Source organism: Arthrobacter nitrophenolicus (assembly GCF_045833485.1).
GTDB classification, from domain to species: Bacteria; Actinomycetota; Actinomycetes; order Actinomycetales; family Micrococcaceae; genus Arthrobacter; species Arthrobacter nitrophenolicus.
The window spans coordinates 73,318-87,911 of the sequence record NZ_CP174504.1; the positions used below are offsets into that span (position 1 = coordinate 73,318).

12 protein-coding genes are annotated in these 14,594 nt (G+C 66.2%); 3 read left to right on the top strand and 9 right to left on the bottom strand.

Translation table 11 applies throughout. The annotated features are described in order from the left end of the window. Positions 1-43: 43 nt before the first annotated feature. The 3 genes from ACJJV6_RS00335 to ACJJV6_RS00345 are packed head-to-tail and all read right to left on the bottom strand — an operon-like array spanning position 44 to position 2,495. Positions 44-472, bottom strand: a complete 429-nt coding sequence (locus ACJJV6_RS00335) for an HIT family protein (RefSeq protein ID WP_009356889.1) — start codon at positions 470-472, stop codon at positions 44-46. Next, positions 469-1,608: an NAD(P)-dependent alcohol dehydrogenase gene (locus ACJJV6_RS00340; protein ID WP_407709651.1), complete on the bottom strand. Its 1,140-nt coding sequence runs from the start codon at positions 1,606-1,608 to the stop codon at positions 469-471. The genes ACJJV6_RS00335 and ACJJV6_RS00340 overlap by 4 nt, the downstream gene beginning before the upstream one ends. 2 nt (positions 1,609-1,610) lie before the next feature. Continuing rightward, the gene (locus ACJJV6_RS00345) at positions 1,611-2,495 is read right to left on the bottom strand and encodes a sulfurtransferase (RefSeq protein WP_407709652.1); all 885 of its coding nucleotides are present in this window, start codon (positions 2,493-2,495) and stop codon (positions 1,611-1,613) included. 175 nt (positions 2,496-2,670) lie between these two features. On the opposite strand from ACJJV6_RS00345, the gene ACJJV6_RS00350 reads away from it, so the two are divergent. Beyond that, positions 2,671-3,717 carry a PLP-dependent cysteine synthase family protein gene (locus ACJJV6_RS00350; RefSeq protein WP_354175380.1) on the top strand — a complete coding sequence of 349 codons (1,047 nt, stop codon included), beginning with the start codon at positions 2,671-2,673 and terminating at the stop codon, positions 3,715-3,717. Here ACJJV6_RS00350 and ACJJV6_RS00355 read toward each other — a convergent pair. Continuing rightward, entirely contained in the window at positions 3,714-4,370 is a 657-nt protein-coding gene (locus ACJJV6_RS00355) for an MBL fold metallo-hydrolase (RefSeq protein ID WP_407709653.1), read from the bottom strand. The genes ACJJV6_RS00350 and ACJJV6_RS00355 overlap by 4 nt on opposite strands. A gap of 95 nt (positions 4,371-4,465) precedes the next feature. Between ACJJV6_RS00355 and ACJJV6_RS00360 the strand changes: the two genes are divergently transcribed. Then, positions 4,466-4,927: a Fur family transcriptional regulator gene (locus tag ACJJV6_RS00360; protein ID WP_009356885.1), complete on the top strand. Its 462-nt coding sequence runs from the start codon at positions 4,466-4,468 to the stop codon at positions 4,925-4,927. A 19-nt stretch (positions 4,928-4,946) separates the two neighbouring features. On the opposite strand, the gene ACJJV6_RS00365 is transcribed toward ACJJV6_RS00360, so the two are convergent. From ACJJV6_RS00365 to ACJJV6_RS00385, 5 genes are all read right to left on the bottom strand, one after another. After that, positions 4,947-5,822 carry a metal ABC transporter permease gene (locus tag ACJJV6_RS00365; protein ID WP_133346226.1) on the bottom strand — a complete coding sequence of 292 codons (876 nt, stop codon included), beginning with the start codon at positions 5,820-5,822 and terminating at the stop codon, positions 4,947-4,949. Next, entirely contained in the window at positions 5,822-6,637 is an 816-nt protein-coding gene (locus ACJJV6_RS00370; RefSeq protein ID WP_407709654.1) for a metal ABC transporter ATP-binding protein, read from the bottom strand. The genes ACJJV6_RS00365 and ACJJV6_RS00370 overlap by 1 nt, the downstream gene beginning before the upstream one ends. After that, entirely contained in the window at positions 6,638-7,618 is a 981-nt protein-coding gene (locus tag ACJJV6_RS00375) for a metal ABC transporter solute-binding protein, Zn/Mn family (RefSeq protein WP_407709655.1), read from the bottom strand. A 129-nt stretch (positions 7,619-7,747) separates the two neighbouring features. Then, entirely contained in the window at positions 7,748-8,818 is a 1,071-nt protein-coding gene (locus ACJJV6_RS00380; protein ID WP_133346220.1) for a hemolysin family protein, read from the bottom strand. After that, complete coding sequence (locus ACJJV6_RS00385) at positions 8,815-10,152, bottom strand: hemolysin family protein (RefSeq protein ID WP_407709656.1); 1,338 nt, start codon at positions 10,150-10,152, stop codon at positions 8,815-8,817. The genes ACJJV6_RS00380 and ACJJV6_RS00385 overlap by 4 nt, the downstream gene beginning before the upstream one ends. A gap of 524 nt (positions 10,153-10,676) precedes the next feature. Here ACJJV6_RS00385 and ACJJV6_RS00390 point away from each other — a divergent pair. Then, positions 10,677-14,480 (top strand): multifunctional oxoglutarate decarboxylase/oxoglutarate dehydrogenase thiamine pyrophosphate-binding subunit/dihydrolipoyllysine-residue succinyltransferase subunit, encoded by a 3,804-nt coding sequence (locus ACJJV6_RS00390; RefSeq protein WP_354175335.1) that lies wholly within the window; start codon positions 10,677-10,679, stop codon positions 14,478-14,480. Positions 14,481-14,594 lie beyond the last annotated feature (114 nt).

Consider the following 14,594-nt stretch of genomic DNA (forward strand, 5'->3'; position numbering starts at 1 on the left):
TAAACAAAGATGTCCCGGCACGGGCCGGGACATCTTTGAGGCGCTAACCGGCGGGAACGAACTCGCCCCAGCCGGCGTCACGCAGCCCCCGGCGCAATTTCTCCGCGTTCGCGTCCAGGACGGCGGGATCGGGATTCTGGTCCGCTGAGGCGAAGTTGAAGTCCGCCATGCTGCGCGACGGCCATACGTGGACGTGCAGGTGGTTGATCTCGTATCCCGCCACGATGAGCCCTGCCCGCGGTGCGTCGAAGAGGTCCACCTGGACGGCGCCGATCCGGCGGGCCACCTCCATCACCCGTGCCAGGGTCTCGGGTGACGCGTCGGTCCAGCGGTCCACTTCCTCGGTGGGAACCACAAGGGTATGCCCGTCGGCCAGCGGCCCGGTGGTGAGGAAGGCGGACACATCGTCCTCACGCCAGACGAACCGGCCGGGAATCTCGCCGTTGAGGATCCTGGTAAAGAGCGTGCTCATGCGTCTGCCTCCTTGGCGGGTGCCTGCAAGGTGCTGGTGTCCAGCACGAACCGGTACTTCACGTCTCCTGCGACCATGCGGTCATAGGCTTCGTTGAGGTGGCCGGCGTCGACCATCTCGATGTCGGCAACCACGCCGTGCTCTGCGCAGAAGTCCAGCATCTCCTGGGTTTCGGCGATCCCGCCGATCAGCGAGCCCGCGTACGCGATGCGGCGCCGGATGAGGGCGCTCGGATTCACGGGCGGCATGGCCTCGGACGGCAGGCCCAGCTGGAACAGCGCACCGTCCACGCGCAGGGTGCGGAACAGGGGGTTGAGATCGTGCGGGGCGGCAACTGTGTCGATGATGACGTCAATGGTGCGGTTCGCGGCGGCCATCGCATCCTCGTCCCGGGACAGGACAACCTCATCGGCTCCCAGTTCCAGCGCGGCGGGCACCTTGGATTCCGACGTCGTGAACACCACCACCCGGGCACCCATGGCCTTGGCCAGCTTGACCGCCATGTGCCCCAGCCCGCCCAGGCCCACCACGCCCACAACGTCGCCCTCTTCGACGTCGAAATGCCGCAGCGGGGAGAACGTGGTGATCCCCGCGCACAGCAAAGGCGCGACGGCGGCCGGGTCAAGTGACGCGGGCACCCGGACCACGTAGCGGTGGTCCACCACGATGGAGGACGCGTAACCGCCCTGGGTGAGCGTGTCGCCGTTCCGCCGGTCGATGGCCCCGTAGGTGCCGGTCATTCCTTCTTCGCAGTACTGCTCCAGGCCGTCCAGGCAGCTTTCGCACTCGCGGCACGAATCCACGATGCAGCCGACACCCACCCGCTCGCCCACCGCAAAGCCGGTGACGGCTGAGCCCACCCGGGTGACGGTTCCCACGATCTCGTGTCCGGGCACCAGCGGATAGGCCTGTCCGCCCCACTCCCCGCGGGCCGCGTGCACATCCGAGTGGCACAGGCCGCAGAACTCGATGGCGATCACTACGTCGTCGGGTTTGGGCGCGCGCCGGGCCACGGTCAGCGGGACCAGTCCGCTGTCAGGGGACACAGCACCGTACGCGGCGGCAAGGGTGCCGGTGCCGGCGTCGGGCAGGATCGGGGTGGCAAGGGGCGGCGGTACGGGGCGTCCTGGGGTCATAGTCAGACGCTACCGCTGCGGCCAGCCAACTTGCCAGCCGGGAAAGATCCGCCGGGGTCAGCGCCGGTGGCCACGGGAAGCTGCGGGTTGTTGGACCACTCCGAGAACGAGCCCGCGTACAGCGCAGCGCTGAACCCTGCCACTTCCAGGGCCGCCACCTCGTGCGCAGCGGTCACCCCTGAGCCGCAATAGACGGCAACCGGCCTCCCGTCCCGGACGCCCAGCGCCTCGAACCTGCTTCGCAGCTCATCAGCGGGAAGGAAGCGTCCGGTTGCGTCCACGTTGTCCGACGTCGGGGCGCTCGCCGCCCCTGGTATGTGGCCTGCCCGGGGGTCGACAGGCTCCACCTCGCCGCGGTACCGCTCCCCCGCCCGCGCGTCGAGCAGCACGCCCCTGTCCGGCCAGGCGGCGGCAGCACCGGCGTCGAGCCGGGGCATTCCGCCGTCCGCCAGCACCACGTTTCCGGGCTCCGCCACCACCGGGCCCTGCTCCACCGCAAGGCCTTCCGCGCGCCAGGCGGCCAGGCCGCCGTCGAGCAGGTAGACCTCCCGGAGCCCCCCGTTCCTTAACATCCACCAGGCCCTCGCGGCGGCCATGTTGGCAGTGTCGTCGTAGGCGACCACGACGTCGCCATTGTTGATACCCCAGCCGCGCGCGGCGGCCTGGAAGTCCTCCGGCGCCGGCAGCGGGTGCCGTCCCCGCGCGGGAACAGGCGGCGCCGCGAGCTCGGCGCCAAGGTCCACGAAAACGGCCCCCGGCAAGTGCCCGCCGAGGTAGTGCTCATGGCCGTGCGGATCGCCCAGCGCCCAGCGGACATCCAGCAGCACCGTACGCTGCCCGCCGGCAAGGCGGTTCCCCAGCGTGGTCACGTCCATCAGGGGGTTCATCGGGCTCCTTCGGGGTGGTCATACCGTCGGTTCCACTTTAGGCCGCCACAGGTCCGCCCGCGGGTAGGCTGGATTGGTGAAGATTGAGGACGACGGCAACGGCGACGGCGGAAAGAGCAGGGACACGGACTGGGCAGGCCGCGGGTGGTCCGACCGTGACTGGGCGGACCAGGCCATCCGCACCATCCGGGCCGAAAACAACCGCTCGGCAGACACGCACCTCTACTCGGTGCCGCTGCCCGAACACTGGGGCGTGCAGCTGTACCTGAAGGACGAATCGACCCACCGGTCCGGCAGCCTGAAGCACCGGCTGGCGCGCTCGCTGTTCCTCTTCGGCCTGGTCAACGGCTGGATCCGGGCGGACACCACCATCGTGGAGGCGTCCAGCGGCAGCACCGCCGTCTCCGAGGCATACTTTGCCCAGCTGCTGGGACTGCCCTTCATTGCCGTCATGGCCCGGACCACCAGCCAGGAGAAAATTGACCTGATCGAACAGTTCGGCGGCTCGTGCCTGCTGGTGGAACACGCCTCGGACGTGTATGCAGCAGCGGAGGAGGTGGCCGCCACCTGCAACGGACACTACATGGACCAGTTCACCTACGCGGAGCGGGCCACGGACTGGCGCGGCAACAACAACATCGCGGAGTCGATTTTCGGCCAGCTCCAGCTGGAGGAGCATCCCGTTCCGGACTGGATCGTGGTGGGCGCCGGGACCGGGGGGACCAGTGCCACGATTGGCCGCTATCTGCGCTACCACAGCCATCCCACCCGGCTGCTGGTGGTGGATCCCGAAAACTCGGCGTTCTACCCGGGGTGGCGAGGCGGGACCGACGGCGTACCGGCGGGCCTGCCGTCCCGGATCGAGGGAATTGGCCGGCCGCGGCTGGAGCCAAGTTTTGTGCCGTCCGTGATCGACCGGATGGTCCAGGTTCCCGACGCCGCATCCGTGGCAGCCATGCGCCACTTGTCCGACCTTGCCGGGCTCCACGCCGGCCCCTCCACCGGCACCAATCTGTGGGGTGTATGGCAGACCATCGCCGGGATGGTCGCCGAAGGCCGCAAGGGCAGCATTGTGACGCTGATGTGCGACGGCGGGGAACGCTATGCGGGCAACTACTACAACCAGGACTGGCTGGCAGTGCAGGGCCTGGACCCCGCCCCGTACGAAGCGGTGATCCGGAGATTCTTCGATACCGGACGGTGGGACCCGGGCGTCGCCTAAACCTCCACGGACTCCCCGGCGCGCAGGTGGTTGTACTCGGTGCCGTACTTGGCACCGATCCTTTTGACGTGGCCCTCGACGACCTTCAGGCCATTGTCGTTGAGGAGCCCGTCGTGGATCTGGAATGCCCGCGGCGCCCGGACGCTGACGACGAAATCCACTACTTCGGCCGACTTGCTCCAGGGCGCGTGCAGCGGAACCAGCAGGGTCTTGACGCTGATGCCGTCCGGAACGATGAACGAGTCGCCCGGATGGTAGACGTTGTCATCAATGAGGTAGCCGATATTGGCCACCACCGGGATCTGTGGATGGATCAGGGCGTGCTGGCCCCCGAAGCTGCGCACCTCGAAGCCCGCCACATCCAGCGACGTTCCGGGGTCCACCGCGTTGATCCGCGCCGTTGCTTCCGGAACTTCGGTCCGCATCTGGTCCGCCACACCCGCGGGGGCGTAAAGCACCAGGTCCGTGGCGCTTCGGAGCGCCCCGGCAACAGCCGGAACGTCGATGTGGTCGGCGTGCTCGTGGGTGATCAGCACGGCTTCGGCGCCTGCCAGCGCCTCTCCGGTTTCGGAGAAGTTACCGGGATCCAGGACCAGAACCCGGCCGTCCTTTTCAAGGCGCACGCAGGCGTGGGTGAATTTCGTCAGCTTCATAGCGCCAGCCTAGGGTCCTGTCCGGAACGGTGTCCACGAGGGCTTGGCTGGTAATCTGGATCTTTGCCATGATCCCCACGGAAGCGAGTCCATCCATGCCGCTCGGCGCCAAGGCTGATTCCACTACGCCATCCCCGGCAACGGGCGGCAAGGAACAGCGCGTCACCAAGCAGCGCCGGGCCGTCAGTGCCGCCCTGGATGAGCTGGACGACTTCGTCAGCACCCAGGAGCTGTACCGGATCCTGCAGAACCAGGGCGTGTCCGTTTCGCTCGCCACGGCCTATCGGATCCTCCAGTCGCTTGCCGATGAAGGCCTGGTGGACGTTCTGCGCAACGGTGAGGGCGAAGCGGTCTACCGGCGCTGCGCCGTGACCGGCCACCATCACCACCTGCTGTGCCGGAACTGCGGCAAGGCCGTTGAGGTGGAGGCGCCCGCCGTCGAAACCTGGGCAGCGCACACCGCCGCGGAACATGGCTTCAGCGAGGTTGCCCACACGGTGGAAATCTTTGGCCTCTGCCCGGACTGCACGGCCCTGAAGGCTGCTGGCAAGCTGTAGCAGGCCATGCCGGCAGCGGCTACTGCGCCTGCAGGACCCTGCCGTTGATGCCTTTGCCGGCCCTGACGGAACCGATGGCGCGGCATACCACGTAGATAATGAAGGACAACGTGGTGACGTAGGGGCTGATGGGGATACGCCCGCCCAATGCCAGCAGGATGCCGCCCACTGTGGCGGTGACGGCAAACACGACGCTCAGGACCACCACGGCCACCGGCGACGATGTCACCCGCAGGGCCGCTGCCGCCGGGGTAATCAGCAGGGCAAGGACCAGGAGGGCTCCCACCACCTGGATGGACAGGGCAACGCTGATACCCAGCAGGACCATGAAGACGATGCCCAGCCGGCGGACGGGGACACCACGGGCTTCGGCCAGTTCGGGGTCCAGGCTGGCGAAGTTCAGCGGGCGCCAGATGGCCACCAGCGCCACGATCACAGCCAGCGCCGTTCCGGCGAGGGCCGTGAGCTGGACCGTATCCACCGAGACGATCTGGCCGGTGAGCAGGCCGAACTTGTTGGCTGCGCGGCCCTCGTACAGGGACAGGAACAGGATGCCCAGGCCGAGTCCGAAGGGCATGATGACGCCGATGGTGGAGTTCTTGTCCCGGGCCTTGACGCCCATCAGGCCGAGGAGGAGGGCCGCCGCCACAGACCCTACAAGCGACCCGAACACGATGTCGGCGCCGACCAGAAGGGCGAAGGCCGCCCCGGCGAAGGAGAGTTCAGAAATGCCGTGGACGGCGAACGCCAGGTCCCGCTTCATAACGAAGGTGCCCACCAGGCCGCCCAGGAGGCCCAGGACGGCGCCGGCCCAGATGGAGTTCTGGACCAGGACCAGCAGCTCGCCGTAGTTCTCGAAGTTGAAGATTGCCGCGAGGATACTGTCTGCGTCCATCAGGCGGCCTCCCCCGCCAGGGCATGCGACTCGGCATGGTGATGCGTGGTGGCATCCGGAAGCCCCACCACCACGATCCGGCCGTTGGCGTGGATGACCTCCACGTGGCTGCCATAGAGATCGGAGAGGACTTCGGTGGTCATGACTTCCTCCGGAGTGCCCACCTTGAAGCGGCCGCCGGCCAGGTACAGCACGCGGTCCACGTAGTCGATGATGGGGTTGATCTCGTGGGTCACGAATACAACGGCGCTGTTCCGCTCGCGGCACTGCCTGTTGATCAGGGCACTCACTGCCTGCTGGTGGTGCAGGTCCAGGGACAGCAGCGGTTCGTCGCAGAGAAGGACCTGGGGATCAGTGGCCAGTGCCTGGGCAACCCGGAGCCGCTGCTGCTCGCCGCCGGACAGCTGTCCCACGGGCACCTTGGCGTAATCGCTGGCGCCCACGAGGTCCAGGAGCTCGTCGATCCGGCGGTTTGCCTTGGCCGGGGACAGGCGCAGCCCCCAGCGGTGGCCGTCCACCCCGAGCCCCACCAGGTCCCTGGCGCGCATCGGGGTGTCCTGGGCAAAGGACTTCTGCTGCGGAATGTAGCCGATCAGGCGGCTGCCGCGCTCAACCGGACGGCCACCGAGTGCAGCCCGCCCCTGGTGCAAATCCTGCAGGCCAAGCAGGACCTTGAGGAAGCTGGTCTTGCCGCTTCCGTTCGGACCCAGCACGGCGAAGAATTCTCCGGGCTTGATGTCCAGGTCCAAATCCTCCCAGAGCGCCCGCTTGCCAAACTTAAGGGACGCTCCGGTGAGGCTGACGACGGGTTTCAACTATTTGCTCTCCAGAACTTTGCCGATGTTGTCCACATTGTCCGTCATCCACTGCAGGTACGTCTTGCCCTCAGGCAGGGTTTCGTTGAAATCCACCACGGGAACTCCTGCCGTCTCGGCTGCTTTCTTCAACGCTTCCGTCTGCGGGCCCTCGGTCTGCTGGTTGTAGGCGAGGAACCGGACCGACTTGGAGGCGACGAGGTCGGTTGCGGCCTTGAGCACTGCGGGCGGCACGTCTGAGCCTTCCTCGATCGCAGCAGTGTAGTCCTCAGGCGTTGCGTTAACCAGCCCGGCGTCCTCCAGCAGGTAAAGCGGAACCGGCTCCGTCACTGCCACCGGCGCCCCTGCAGCTGTGCCCTTCAGGGAATCAAGCTTTCCGTGCAGGCCTTCGAGGGTGGAGGTGAAGTTTTCGGCATTGGTCTCGAACGTCTGCGCCGAAGCCGGGTCCAGTTCCGAGAGTTTGGCGGAGATGTCGCCGGCCAGCTCCTCCATTGCGTGCAGGCTGTACCAGACGTGCTCGTTGAATTCGCCATGGTCGTGCTCATCGGCAGGTTCGGATTCCGGTGCGGAGGTCCCGGCAGAAGCTTCCTCTCCTTCGGGATGGGCCAGCCCGGAGAGTTCGACGGCGTTAAGCACCTTGCCGCCGTCGAGGTTGCTGTCCTCGGCAAGGGTGTGGAGGAAATCGTCGTAGCCCCCGCCGTTCTCGATAACGAGGTCCGCTTTGGACACGGCCAGACGGTCCTGCGCGGTCGCCTCGTAGGAGTGCGGATCCTGGCTGGTTTTGCTGATGATTGCCGTGACGCTGACCTTGTCTCCGCCGATGGTCTTGGCGATGTCGCCGTAAACGTTGGTCGAAGCCACGATGTTGATGCCGTCGGCGGCTTCTGACGAGGGCTCGGCCTGGGGGCTGCAGGCGGTCAGCAGGAGACCGAGCCCGGCGAGGGCGGCAACTGACGAACGGGCGGCTGCGGAACGGCGCACGGAAAGACCTCGGTTCACTGGGGAGGGAAGAAACAACCCTCCAAGCCTATACCTAAATAGGAATCATTCCTATCTAGAGCCCAGTGCCGCGGCCCTCCCACCCCGCGGCGGGCGGGAGGGCGCGGGCGCTCAGCCTCCGTTCGGGTGGCCGAGGCGGCGGATCCCGGTGGCCTGGGTGGCGTCCCGGATCTCGCCCACGAGCTGCTCGATGACATCCTCAAGGAACAGCACACCCTGGGTCTTGCCGTCAGGTCCAATGACGCGGGCCAGGTGCGAGCCCGTCCGCTGCATGACTGACATCGCCTTTTCAATCTCGTCGTCCAATGCCAGGTTGGCCAGCGACCGGATCCGGCTCTCGGCGATCGGAAGCCCATACGCCGGTTCCGGGATGGACAGGACGTCCTTCACATGGAGGTAGCCGTAGAGCATGTCCTCGTCGTCCAGCATCGGGAAGCGGGAAAAGCCTGTGCGGCTGACGGCCTTTTCAAATTCCACTGGCGTGGTGGCAGCCCTGAGCATGACCAGCTTTTCCAGCGGCACCATGATGTCCCCGGCGGTGTGCTCCGAGAACTCAAGTGCGCCGGTGATCAGGCCGGCGTCGTCGTCCACCAGGCCATGGCGGGTGGATTCCTGGACGATCGACTGGACTTCCTCCAGCGTGAACGAGGAGTTGACCTCATCCTTGGGCTCGATCCGCAGCAGCTTGAGGATGTGGTTTGCCGACCAGTTGAGGACCGAAATCACCGGGTTGACGAGCCGGGAGATGAACACCAGCGGCGGTGCGAGGAGCAGTGCGGCCTTGTCCGCGACGGACACGGAGATGTTCTTCGGGACCATCTCACCGAAGGTCACGTGCAGGAACGTGACGAGCATCAGCGCCACCGCGAATGCGGCCACGTCGGCCACCTCGATCGGCAGGCCCAAGGTTTCCAGCGGGACAGCCAGCAGGTGGTGGATGGCGGGTTCGGCCACCAGGAGGATCAGGAGCGAACACACGGTGATGCCCAGCTGGGCGCACGCCAGCATCAGCGAGACGTTCTCCATCGCCTTCAGCGTTGTCTGTGCGCGCTTGGAGCCGGCCTCTGCCAGTGGCTCAATCTGGCTGCGGCGGGCCGACATGACGGCGAACTCCGCGCCCACGAAGAAGGCGTTGCCAAGCAGCAGGACCCCGAGCCATACGATTCCTGCCCAGTCGCTCATCGGCCGTTCCTGTCGTTCGTGTTCCCGGGCAGGTCATCCGGCGGGACCGGCCGGAAGCAGATCCGGTCGATCCGGCGGCCGTCCATACGCGTGACGCTCAGCGTTCCACCGCCCACGGGCACGGTGTCTCCCACCGCACCGATCCGGCCGAGCTTGCTCATGACATAGCCGCCCACAGTCTCGTAGGCAGCCTCGTCGGGCACGGTCAGTCCGGGGATTTGTTCGGACAGCTCGTCCGGGCGCAGCAGGCCCGGGAAATACCAGTCGCCGGAGGCGCTTTGCAGCAGGCCGGGGCGGACCTTGTCATGCTCGTCCGCCACCTCGCCGACAATTTCTTCCACCAGGTCCTCAAGGGTGGCGATGCCGGCAGTTCCTCCGTATTCATCCAGGACGACGGCGAGTTGCAGGTTTCCTTCACGGAGTTCGGCCAGCAGGGCATCCAGGTGGATGGTCTCCGGGACCCGCAGCACCTCCGTCATGATGGCACCGGCTTCAAGGTTCTGGCGGCGCTCCCACGGAACGGCCACGGCTTTCTTGACGTGGACCAGGCCACGGATGTCGTCCGCCGAGTCGCCGATCACCGGGAACCGGGAGTAGCCGGTCCTGCGGGCAGCGGCGACGATGTCGGCGACGGGCTGGTCGGCGTCGATCGTCTCCACGCGGATGCGCGGCGTCATGACGTCCGCGGCCGTCCTGGTGGAGAAATTGAGGGTGCGGGCGATGAAGTTCGCCGTTCCGGCGTCGAGCGTTCCCATTGCCGCCGAACGGCGGACCAACGAGGCAAGCTCCGCCGGGGTGCGCGCCCCGGAGATTTCTTCTTTCGCTTCCAGGCCGAAGACATGGAGCACCCGGTTGGAGAAGCCGTTCAGCAGCACGATGGCCGGCTTGAAAACCGCGGTGAAGACCAGCTGCGGCCGGGCAAGGGCCTTGCCCACCCGGAAGGACAGGGCAATGGCCATGTTCTTGGGGACCAGCTCCCCCAGCAGCATGGAGAGCAGGGTGGCGATCACCATGGCCAGGACCAGCGAGATGGAGGCCACAGCGACGTCGGGCAGTCCGAGGGCGGCCAGCGGGGCTTCCAGGAGCTGCCCAACCGAAGGTTCCATCACGTAACCGGTGAGGAGCGTGGTGAGCGTAATGCCCAATTGGCAGCTGGAGAGCTGCGTTGACAGGGACTTGAGGCAGGCGAGCAGCGGGACCGCTCCCGCATCGCCGTCGTCCACGGCACGCTGGACGGTCGGCTGGTCAAGTGCAATGAGGGAAAACTCAACGGCTACGAAGAAGCCGGTGCCCGCAATCAGCAGCAGGCCTGCGGCAAGGAAGAGCCATTCCATTCAGCATCCCGCCTGTACTGTGCACGGGCGTGAAGCGGGATAACCGGTATGTCTGCCCGGCGGAGGATGGTCGGCGGAGGCCGAGCCTCTTTCCTGGCGGGCCGCGGCCGAAGGGGCCGCCGGCGGGTGATGGGCGCGTGTTCGGGGTTTGCCGGCTCTGCGGGTGGACTGTGCGGCGCTGTTCTTCGTGCTCCGCTGACAGCCCCCAGGCCGGCACCTAGATTTACTGTCCATAAGAACTTCAGTCTACAGGTACGCCCCGGGCCTCCCTGCGCTCCGAAGGCGGCCCGGAAGCGCCGTAATGAGATACCCCCAAAACCCCTTCTTCACACGCTTCCGGCCGCCATATTTGGCGGTTCCCGCGTCACTTCATGATTTGGATCACCCTTATTGGCAGTTAGCACAACATGGTTACTAGACTTGCAAAGGTCTGGGTTCAGAGGACGCAGAGACTGGTTCGAACGTAGTGCTGACGCACCGTGGGGCCGGAGAGAAATCAAACTCATGGAAGAGGCGTATTTCAAGTGCCAGAGCAGCCAAGCCACCGTCTACCAGAGGAATTTGGCGGAAACGAGTGGCTCGTTGACGAACTGTACGAGCAGTACCAGCAGGACAAGAACGCTGTGGATGCCAAGTGGTGGCCGCTGTTTGAATCGTTCGACTCGGGCAGCAGTTCTTCTTCCAACGGTAATTCGGGGCAGGCCACTGCCCATCCTCCTACCCGGGAAATGCCTGTTGTGAATGCGGCTCCTGCGGCTCCGGCACCGTCGCCGGCGGCAGCACCTGCCACTCCCCCGGCCGCGCCGGCTGCCGCACCGGCGCCCGCGCCGGTCAAGAAGGCTCCCGCCACCGTCGCCCGCGACGGCGGCAAGAAGACCGAGGGCACCACCGGATCACAGCCGATCCCGGCCCAGCTGCCCAAGAACGTCAAGGCGCCCACCGCCCCCGAAGAAGACGTTGTTTCCGTCCTCCGCGGACCGGCCAAGGCCATCGCCACCAACATGGTCACCAGCCTCGAGGTACCCACGGCCACCAGCGTCCGGGCCATTCCGGCCAAGCTGCTGATCGATAACCGTGTTGTCATCAACTCCAACCTCGCCCGCGCCCGCGGCGGCAAGGTCTCCTTCACGCACCTCATCGGTTACGCAGTGATCCGCGCCCTGTCGCAGTTCCCGTCCATGAACGTGTACTACGACGAGGTGGACGGCAAACCCTCCGCTGTCCAGCCGGCCCACGTCAACTTCGGCATCGCCATCGACATGCCCAAGCCGGACGGTACCCGCCTGCTGATGGTTCCGAACATCAAAAAGGCTGAGACGCTCAACTTCGCCGAGTTCTGGCACACCTACGAGGACCTCATCAAGCGCGCCCGCAACGGCAAGCTCACCGCCGAGGACCACCAGGGCACCACGGTTTCGCTGACCAACCCCGGCGGCATCGGCACCGTCCACTCCGTGCCCCGCCTCTCCAAGGGCCAGGCCGCCATCATCGGCGTCGGCGCCCTCGACTACCCTGCCGAGTTCCAGGGTGCCAGCGAAAAGATCATCGCCCAGAACGCCATCAGCAAGGTCCTCACCCTTACCTCGACGTACGACCACCGCGTCATCCAGGGTGCCGGCAGCGGCGAGTTCCTCAAGCTTGTCCACCAGCTCCTGCTGGGTGCCCAGAACTTCTACGACGAGATCTTCGAAGCCCTGCGCATCCCATACGAGCCCGTCCGCTGGAGCGCCGACAAGCAGGTGGACCCGGCCGACGAAATCAACAAGGTTGCCCGGATCCAGCAGCTGATCCACTCCTACCGCGTCCGCGGCCACCTGATGGCGGACACCGATCCGCTTGAATACGTGCAGCGCAAGCACCCTGACCTCGACGTCCTGACCTACGGGCTGACCCTGTGGGACCTGGACCGCGAGTGGCCCACCGGCGGCTTCGGCGGCAAGCCGCAGCTGAAGTTCCGCGACATCCTGGGCGTCCTTCGCGATGCCTACTGCCGCACCACGGGCATCGAATACATGCACATCCAGGAACCGGCCGAGCGCAAGTGGTTCCAGGACCAGCTGGAGCACCCCTACTCCAAGCCGAGTCGTGAAGAGCAGCTGCGCATCGTCTCCAAGCTGAACGCTGCCGAGGCTTTCGAAACGTTCCTGCAGACCAAGTTCGTGGGCCAGAAGCGCTTCTCCCTCGAAGGCGGCGAGTCGCTGATTCCGCTCCTGGACGCCATCATGTCCGACGCCGCCGACGACGGCCTGGACGAAGTTGCCATCGGCATGGCCCACCGCGGCCGCCTGAACGTGCTGACCAACATTGCCGGCAAGACGTACGCACAGGTCTTCCGCGAGTTCGAGGGCACCCAGGACCCCCGCTCGGTCCAGGGCTCCGGTGACGTGAAGTACCACTTGGGCACCGAAGGCACGTTCACCTCGGACACCGGCAAGGAGACCAAGGTCTACCTGGCCGCCAACCCGTCCCACCTTGAGGCCGTGGACCCCGTGCTCGAGGGCATCGTCCGCGCCAAGCAGGACCGGCTGGACCAGGGCGAATCCTTCCCCGTGCTGCCCATCGTCGTGCACGGCGACGCCGCCTTCGCCGGCCAGGGCGTGGTTGCTGAAACTCTCAACCTGTCCCAGCTGCGCGGCTACCGCACCGGTGGAACCATCCACATCGTGGTCAACAACCAGGTGGGCTTCACCACCGCACCGTCCTCCTCACGCTCGTCCACGTACTCCACCGACGTCGCGAAGATGATCCAGGCACCCGTGTTCCATGTGAACGGTGACGATCCCGAAGCCGTGGTCCGCATCGGCCAGCTCGCCTACGAGTTCCGCCAGCGCTTCCACAAGGACGTCGTCATCGACATGGTCTGCTACCGCCGCCGCGGGCACAACGAGGGCGACGACCCCTCGATGACCCAGCCGCTGATGTACAACCTCATCGAGGCAAAGCGCTCCGTCCGTAAGCTGTACACCGAGTCGCTGATCGGCCGTGGCGACATCACCGAGGAAGAAGCAGAGCAGCTGCTCCGCGACTACCAGGAGCGGCTGGAGCGCGTCTTCGCGGAGACCCACGCAGCCCAGACCTCCCCGATCCCGATCGTGACGGCGGATTCCGCCGCAGTTTCCGATATCGAGCGGCCCATTGCCCAGCAGTCCGACTCCGGCGCCAACGCACCGGTCGCCACGGCGATTTCGGCAGACACCCTGGCCCGCATCGGCAAGGCCCACATCGAGATCCCCGAGGGCTTCACGGTCCACGCCAAGCTCAAGCAGCTGCTCGAAAAGCGTGAGCAGATGTCCCGTGAAGGCGGCATCGACTGGGGCTTCGGCGAAATCGCTGCGTTTGGCTCCCTGATCATGGAAGGCGTGCCCGTACGCCTCGCCGGCCAGGACTCCCGCCGCGGCACCTTCGTCCAGCGGCACGCCGTATTCCACGACCGCGCCAATGGCCAGGAATGGCTGCCCCTGGGCAACCTCTCCGACAACCAGGCCAAGCTGTGGATCTACGATTCCCTGCTGTCCGAATACGCTGCCATGGGCTTCGAATACGGCTACTCGGTGGAACGGCCCGACGCACTGGTCCTTTGGGAGGCCCAGTTCGGCGACTTCGTCAACGGCGCCCAGACCATCATCGACGAGTTCATCTCCTCTGCCGAGCAGAAGTGGGGCCAGCGGTCCTCGCTGGTACTGATGCTTCCGCACGGCTACGAAGGCCAGGGCCCGGACCACTCCTCCGCCAGGATCGAGCGGTTCCTGCAGCTGTGCGCCGAAGAGAACATGATCGTGGCCAACCCCACCACGGCCGCCTCGCACTTCCACCTGCTGCGCCGCCAGGCGTACAGCCGGCCGCGGAAGCCGCTGATCATCTTCACGCCCAAGCAGCTCCTCCGCCTGAAGGCTGCCGCGTCGTCCGTCGAGGACTTCACCAGCGGCACGTTCCGCCCGGTCATCGGTGAGCATGAGCAGCTGGACGCCAACGGCGTCGAGCGCGTGCTGCTGGTCTCCGGCCGCCTGTACTACGATCTGCTGTCCACCCGGCAGAAGACCGGCGACAAGACCACGGCCATCGTGCGCGTCGAGCAGCTCTACCCGCTGCCGCATGCCGAGATCGCAGCCGAGCTTGCCAAGTACCCGAACGCCGAGGTTGTCTGGGCCCAGGACGAGCCCGCCAACCAGGGTCCGTGGCCGTTCATCGGCCTGAACCTGCCGGACGCCCTGGACCGCCGCATCCGGCTGGTCTCGCGGCCTGCGTCGGCCTCCACGGCAGCCGGCTCCATGAAGCGGCACGCCGCGGAGCAGGACGTGCTCCTGAAGCAGGCATTTGCACGGAAGTAAGCACTGAGGCTGCCCGGCCGGACGTCGAAATCCCAGACTCCGGCCGGGCAGTTCTGTTTAATGGATGGACAGCGCCGCCCCTTTGCACCAACGGTGGCAGCGGCCAGGGAACGA

Excerpts from the sequence above, each read along its gene's own strand:
- ACJJV6_RS00335 (WP_009356889.1), bottom strand. The coding sequence starts at position 472 with ATGAGCACGCTCTTTACCAGGATCCTCAACGGCGAGATTCCCGGCCGG.
- ACJJV6_RS00340 (WP_407709651.1), bottom strand. The coding sequence starts at position 1,608 with ATGACCCCAGGACGCCCCGTACCGCCGCCCCTTGCCACCCCGATCCTG.
- ACJJV6_RS00345 (WP_407709652.1), bottom strand. The coding sequence starts at position 2,495 with ATGAACCCCCTGATGGACGTGACCACGCTGGGGAACCGCCTTGCCGGC.
- ACJJV6_RS00355 (WP_407709653.1), bottom strand. The coding sequence starts at position 4,370 with ATGAAGCTGACGAAATTCACCCACGCCTGCGTGCGCCTTGAAAAGGAC.
- ACJJV6_RS00360 (WP_009356885.1), top strand. The coding sequence starts at position 4,466 with ATGCCGCTCGGCGCCAAGGCTGATTCCACTACGCCATCCCCGGCAACG.
- ACJJV6_RS00365 (WP_133346226.1), bottom strand. The coding sequence starts at position 5,822 with ATGGACGCAGACAGTATCCTCGCGGCAATCTTCAACTTCGAGAACTAC.
- ACJJV6_RS00380 (WP_133346220.1), bottom strand. The coding sequence starts at position 8,818 with ATGAGCGACTGGGCAGGAATCGTATGGCTCGGGGTCCTGCTGCTTGGC.
- ACJJV6_RS00385 (WP_407709656.1), bottom strand. The coding sequence starts at position 10,152 with ATGGAATGGCTCTTCCTTGCCGCAGGCCTGCTGCTGATTGCGGGCACC.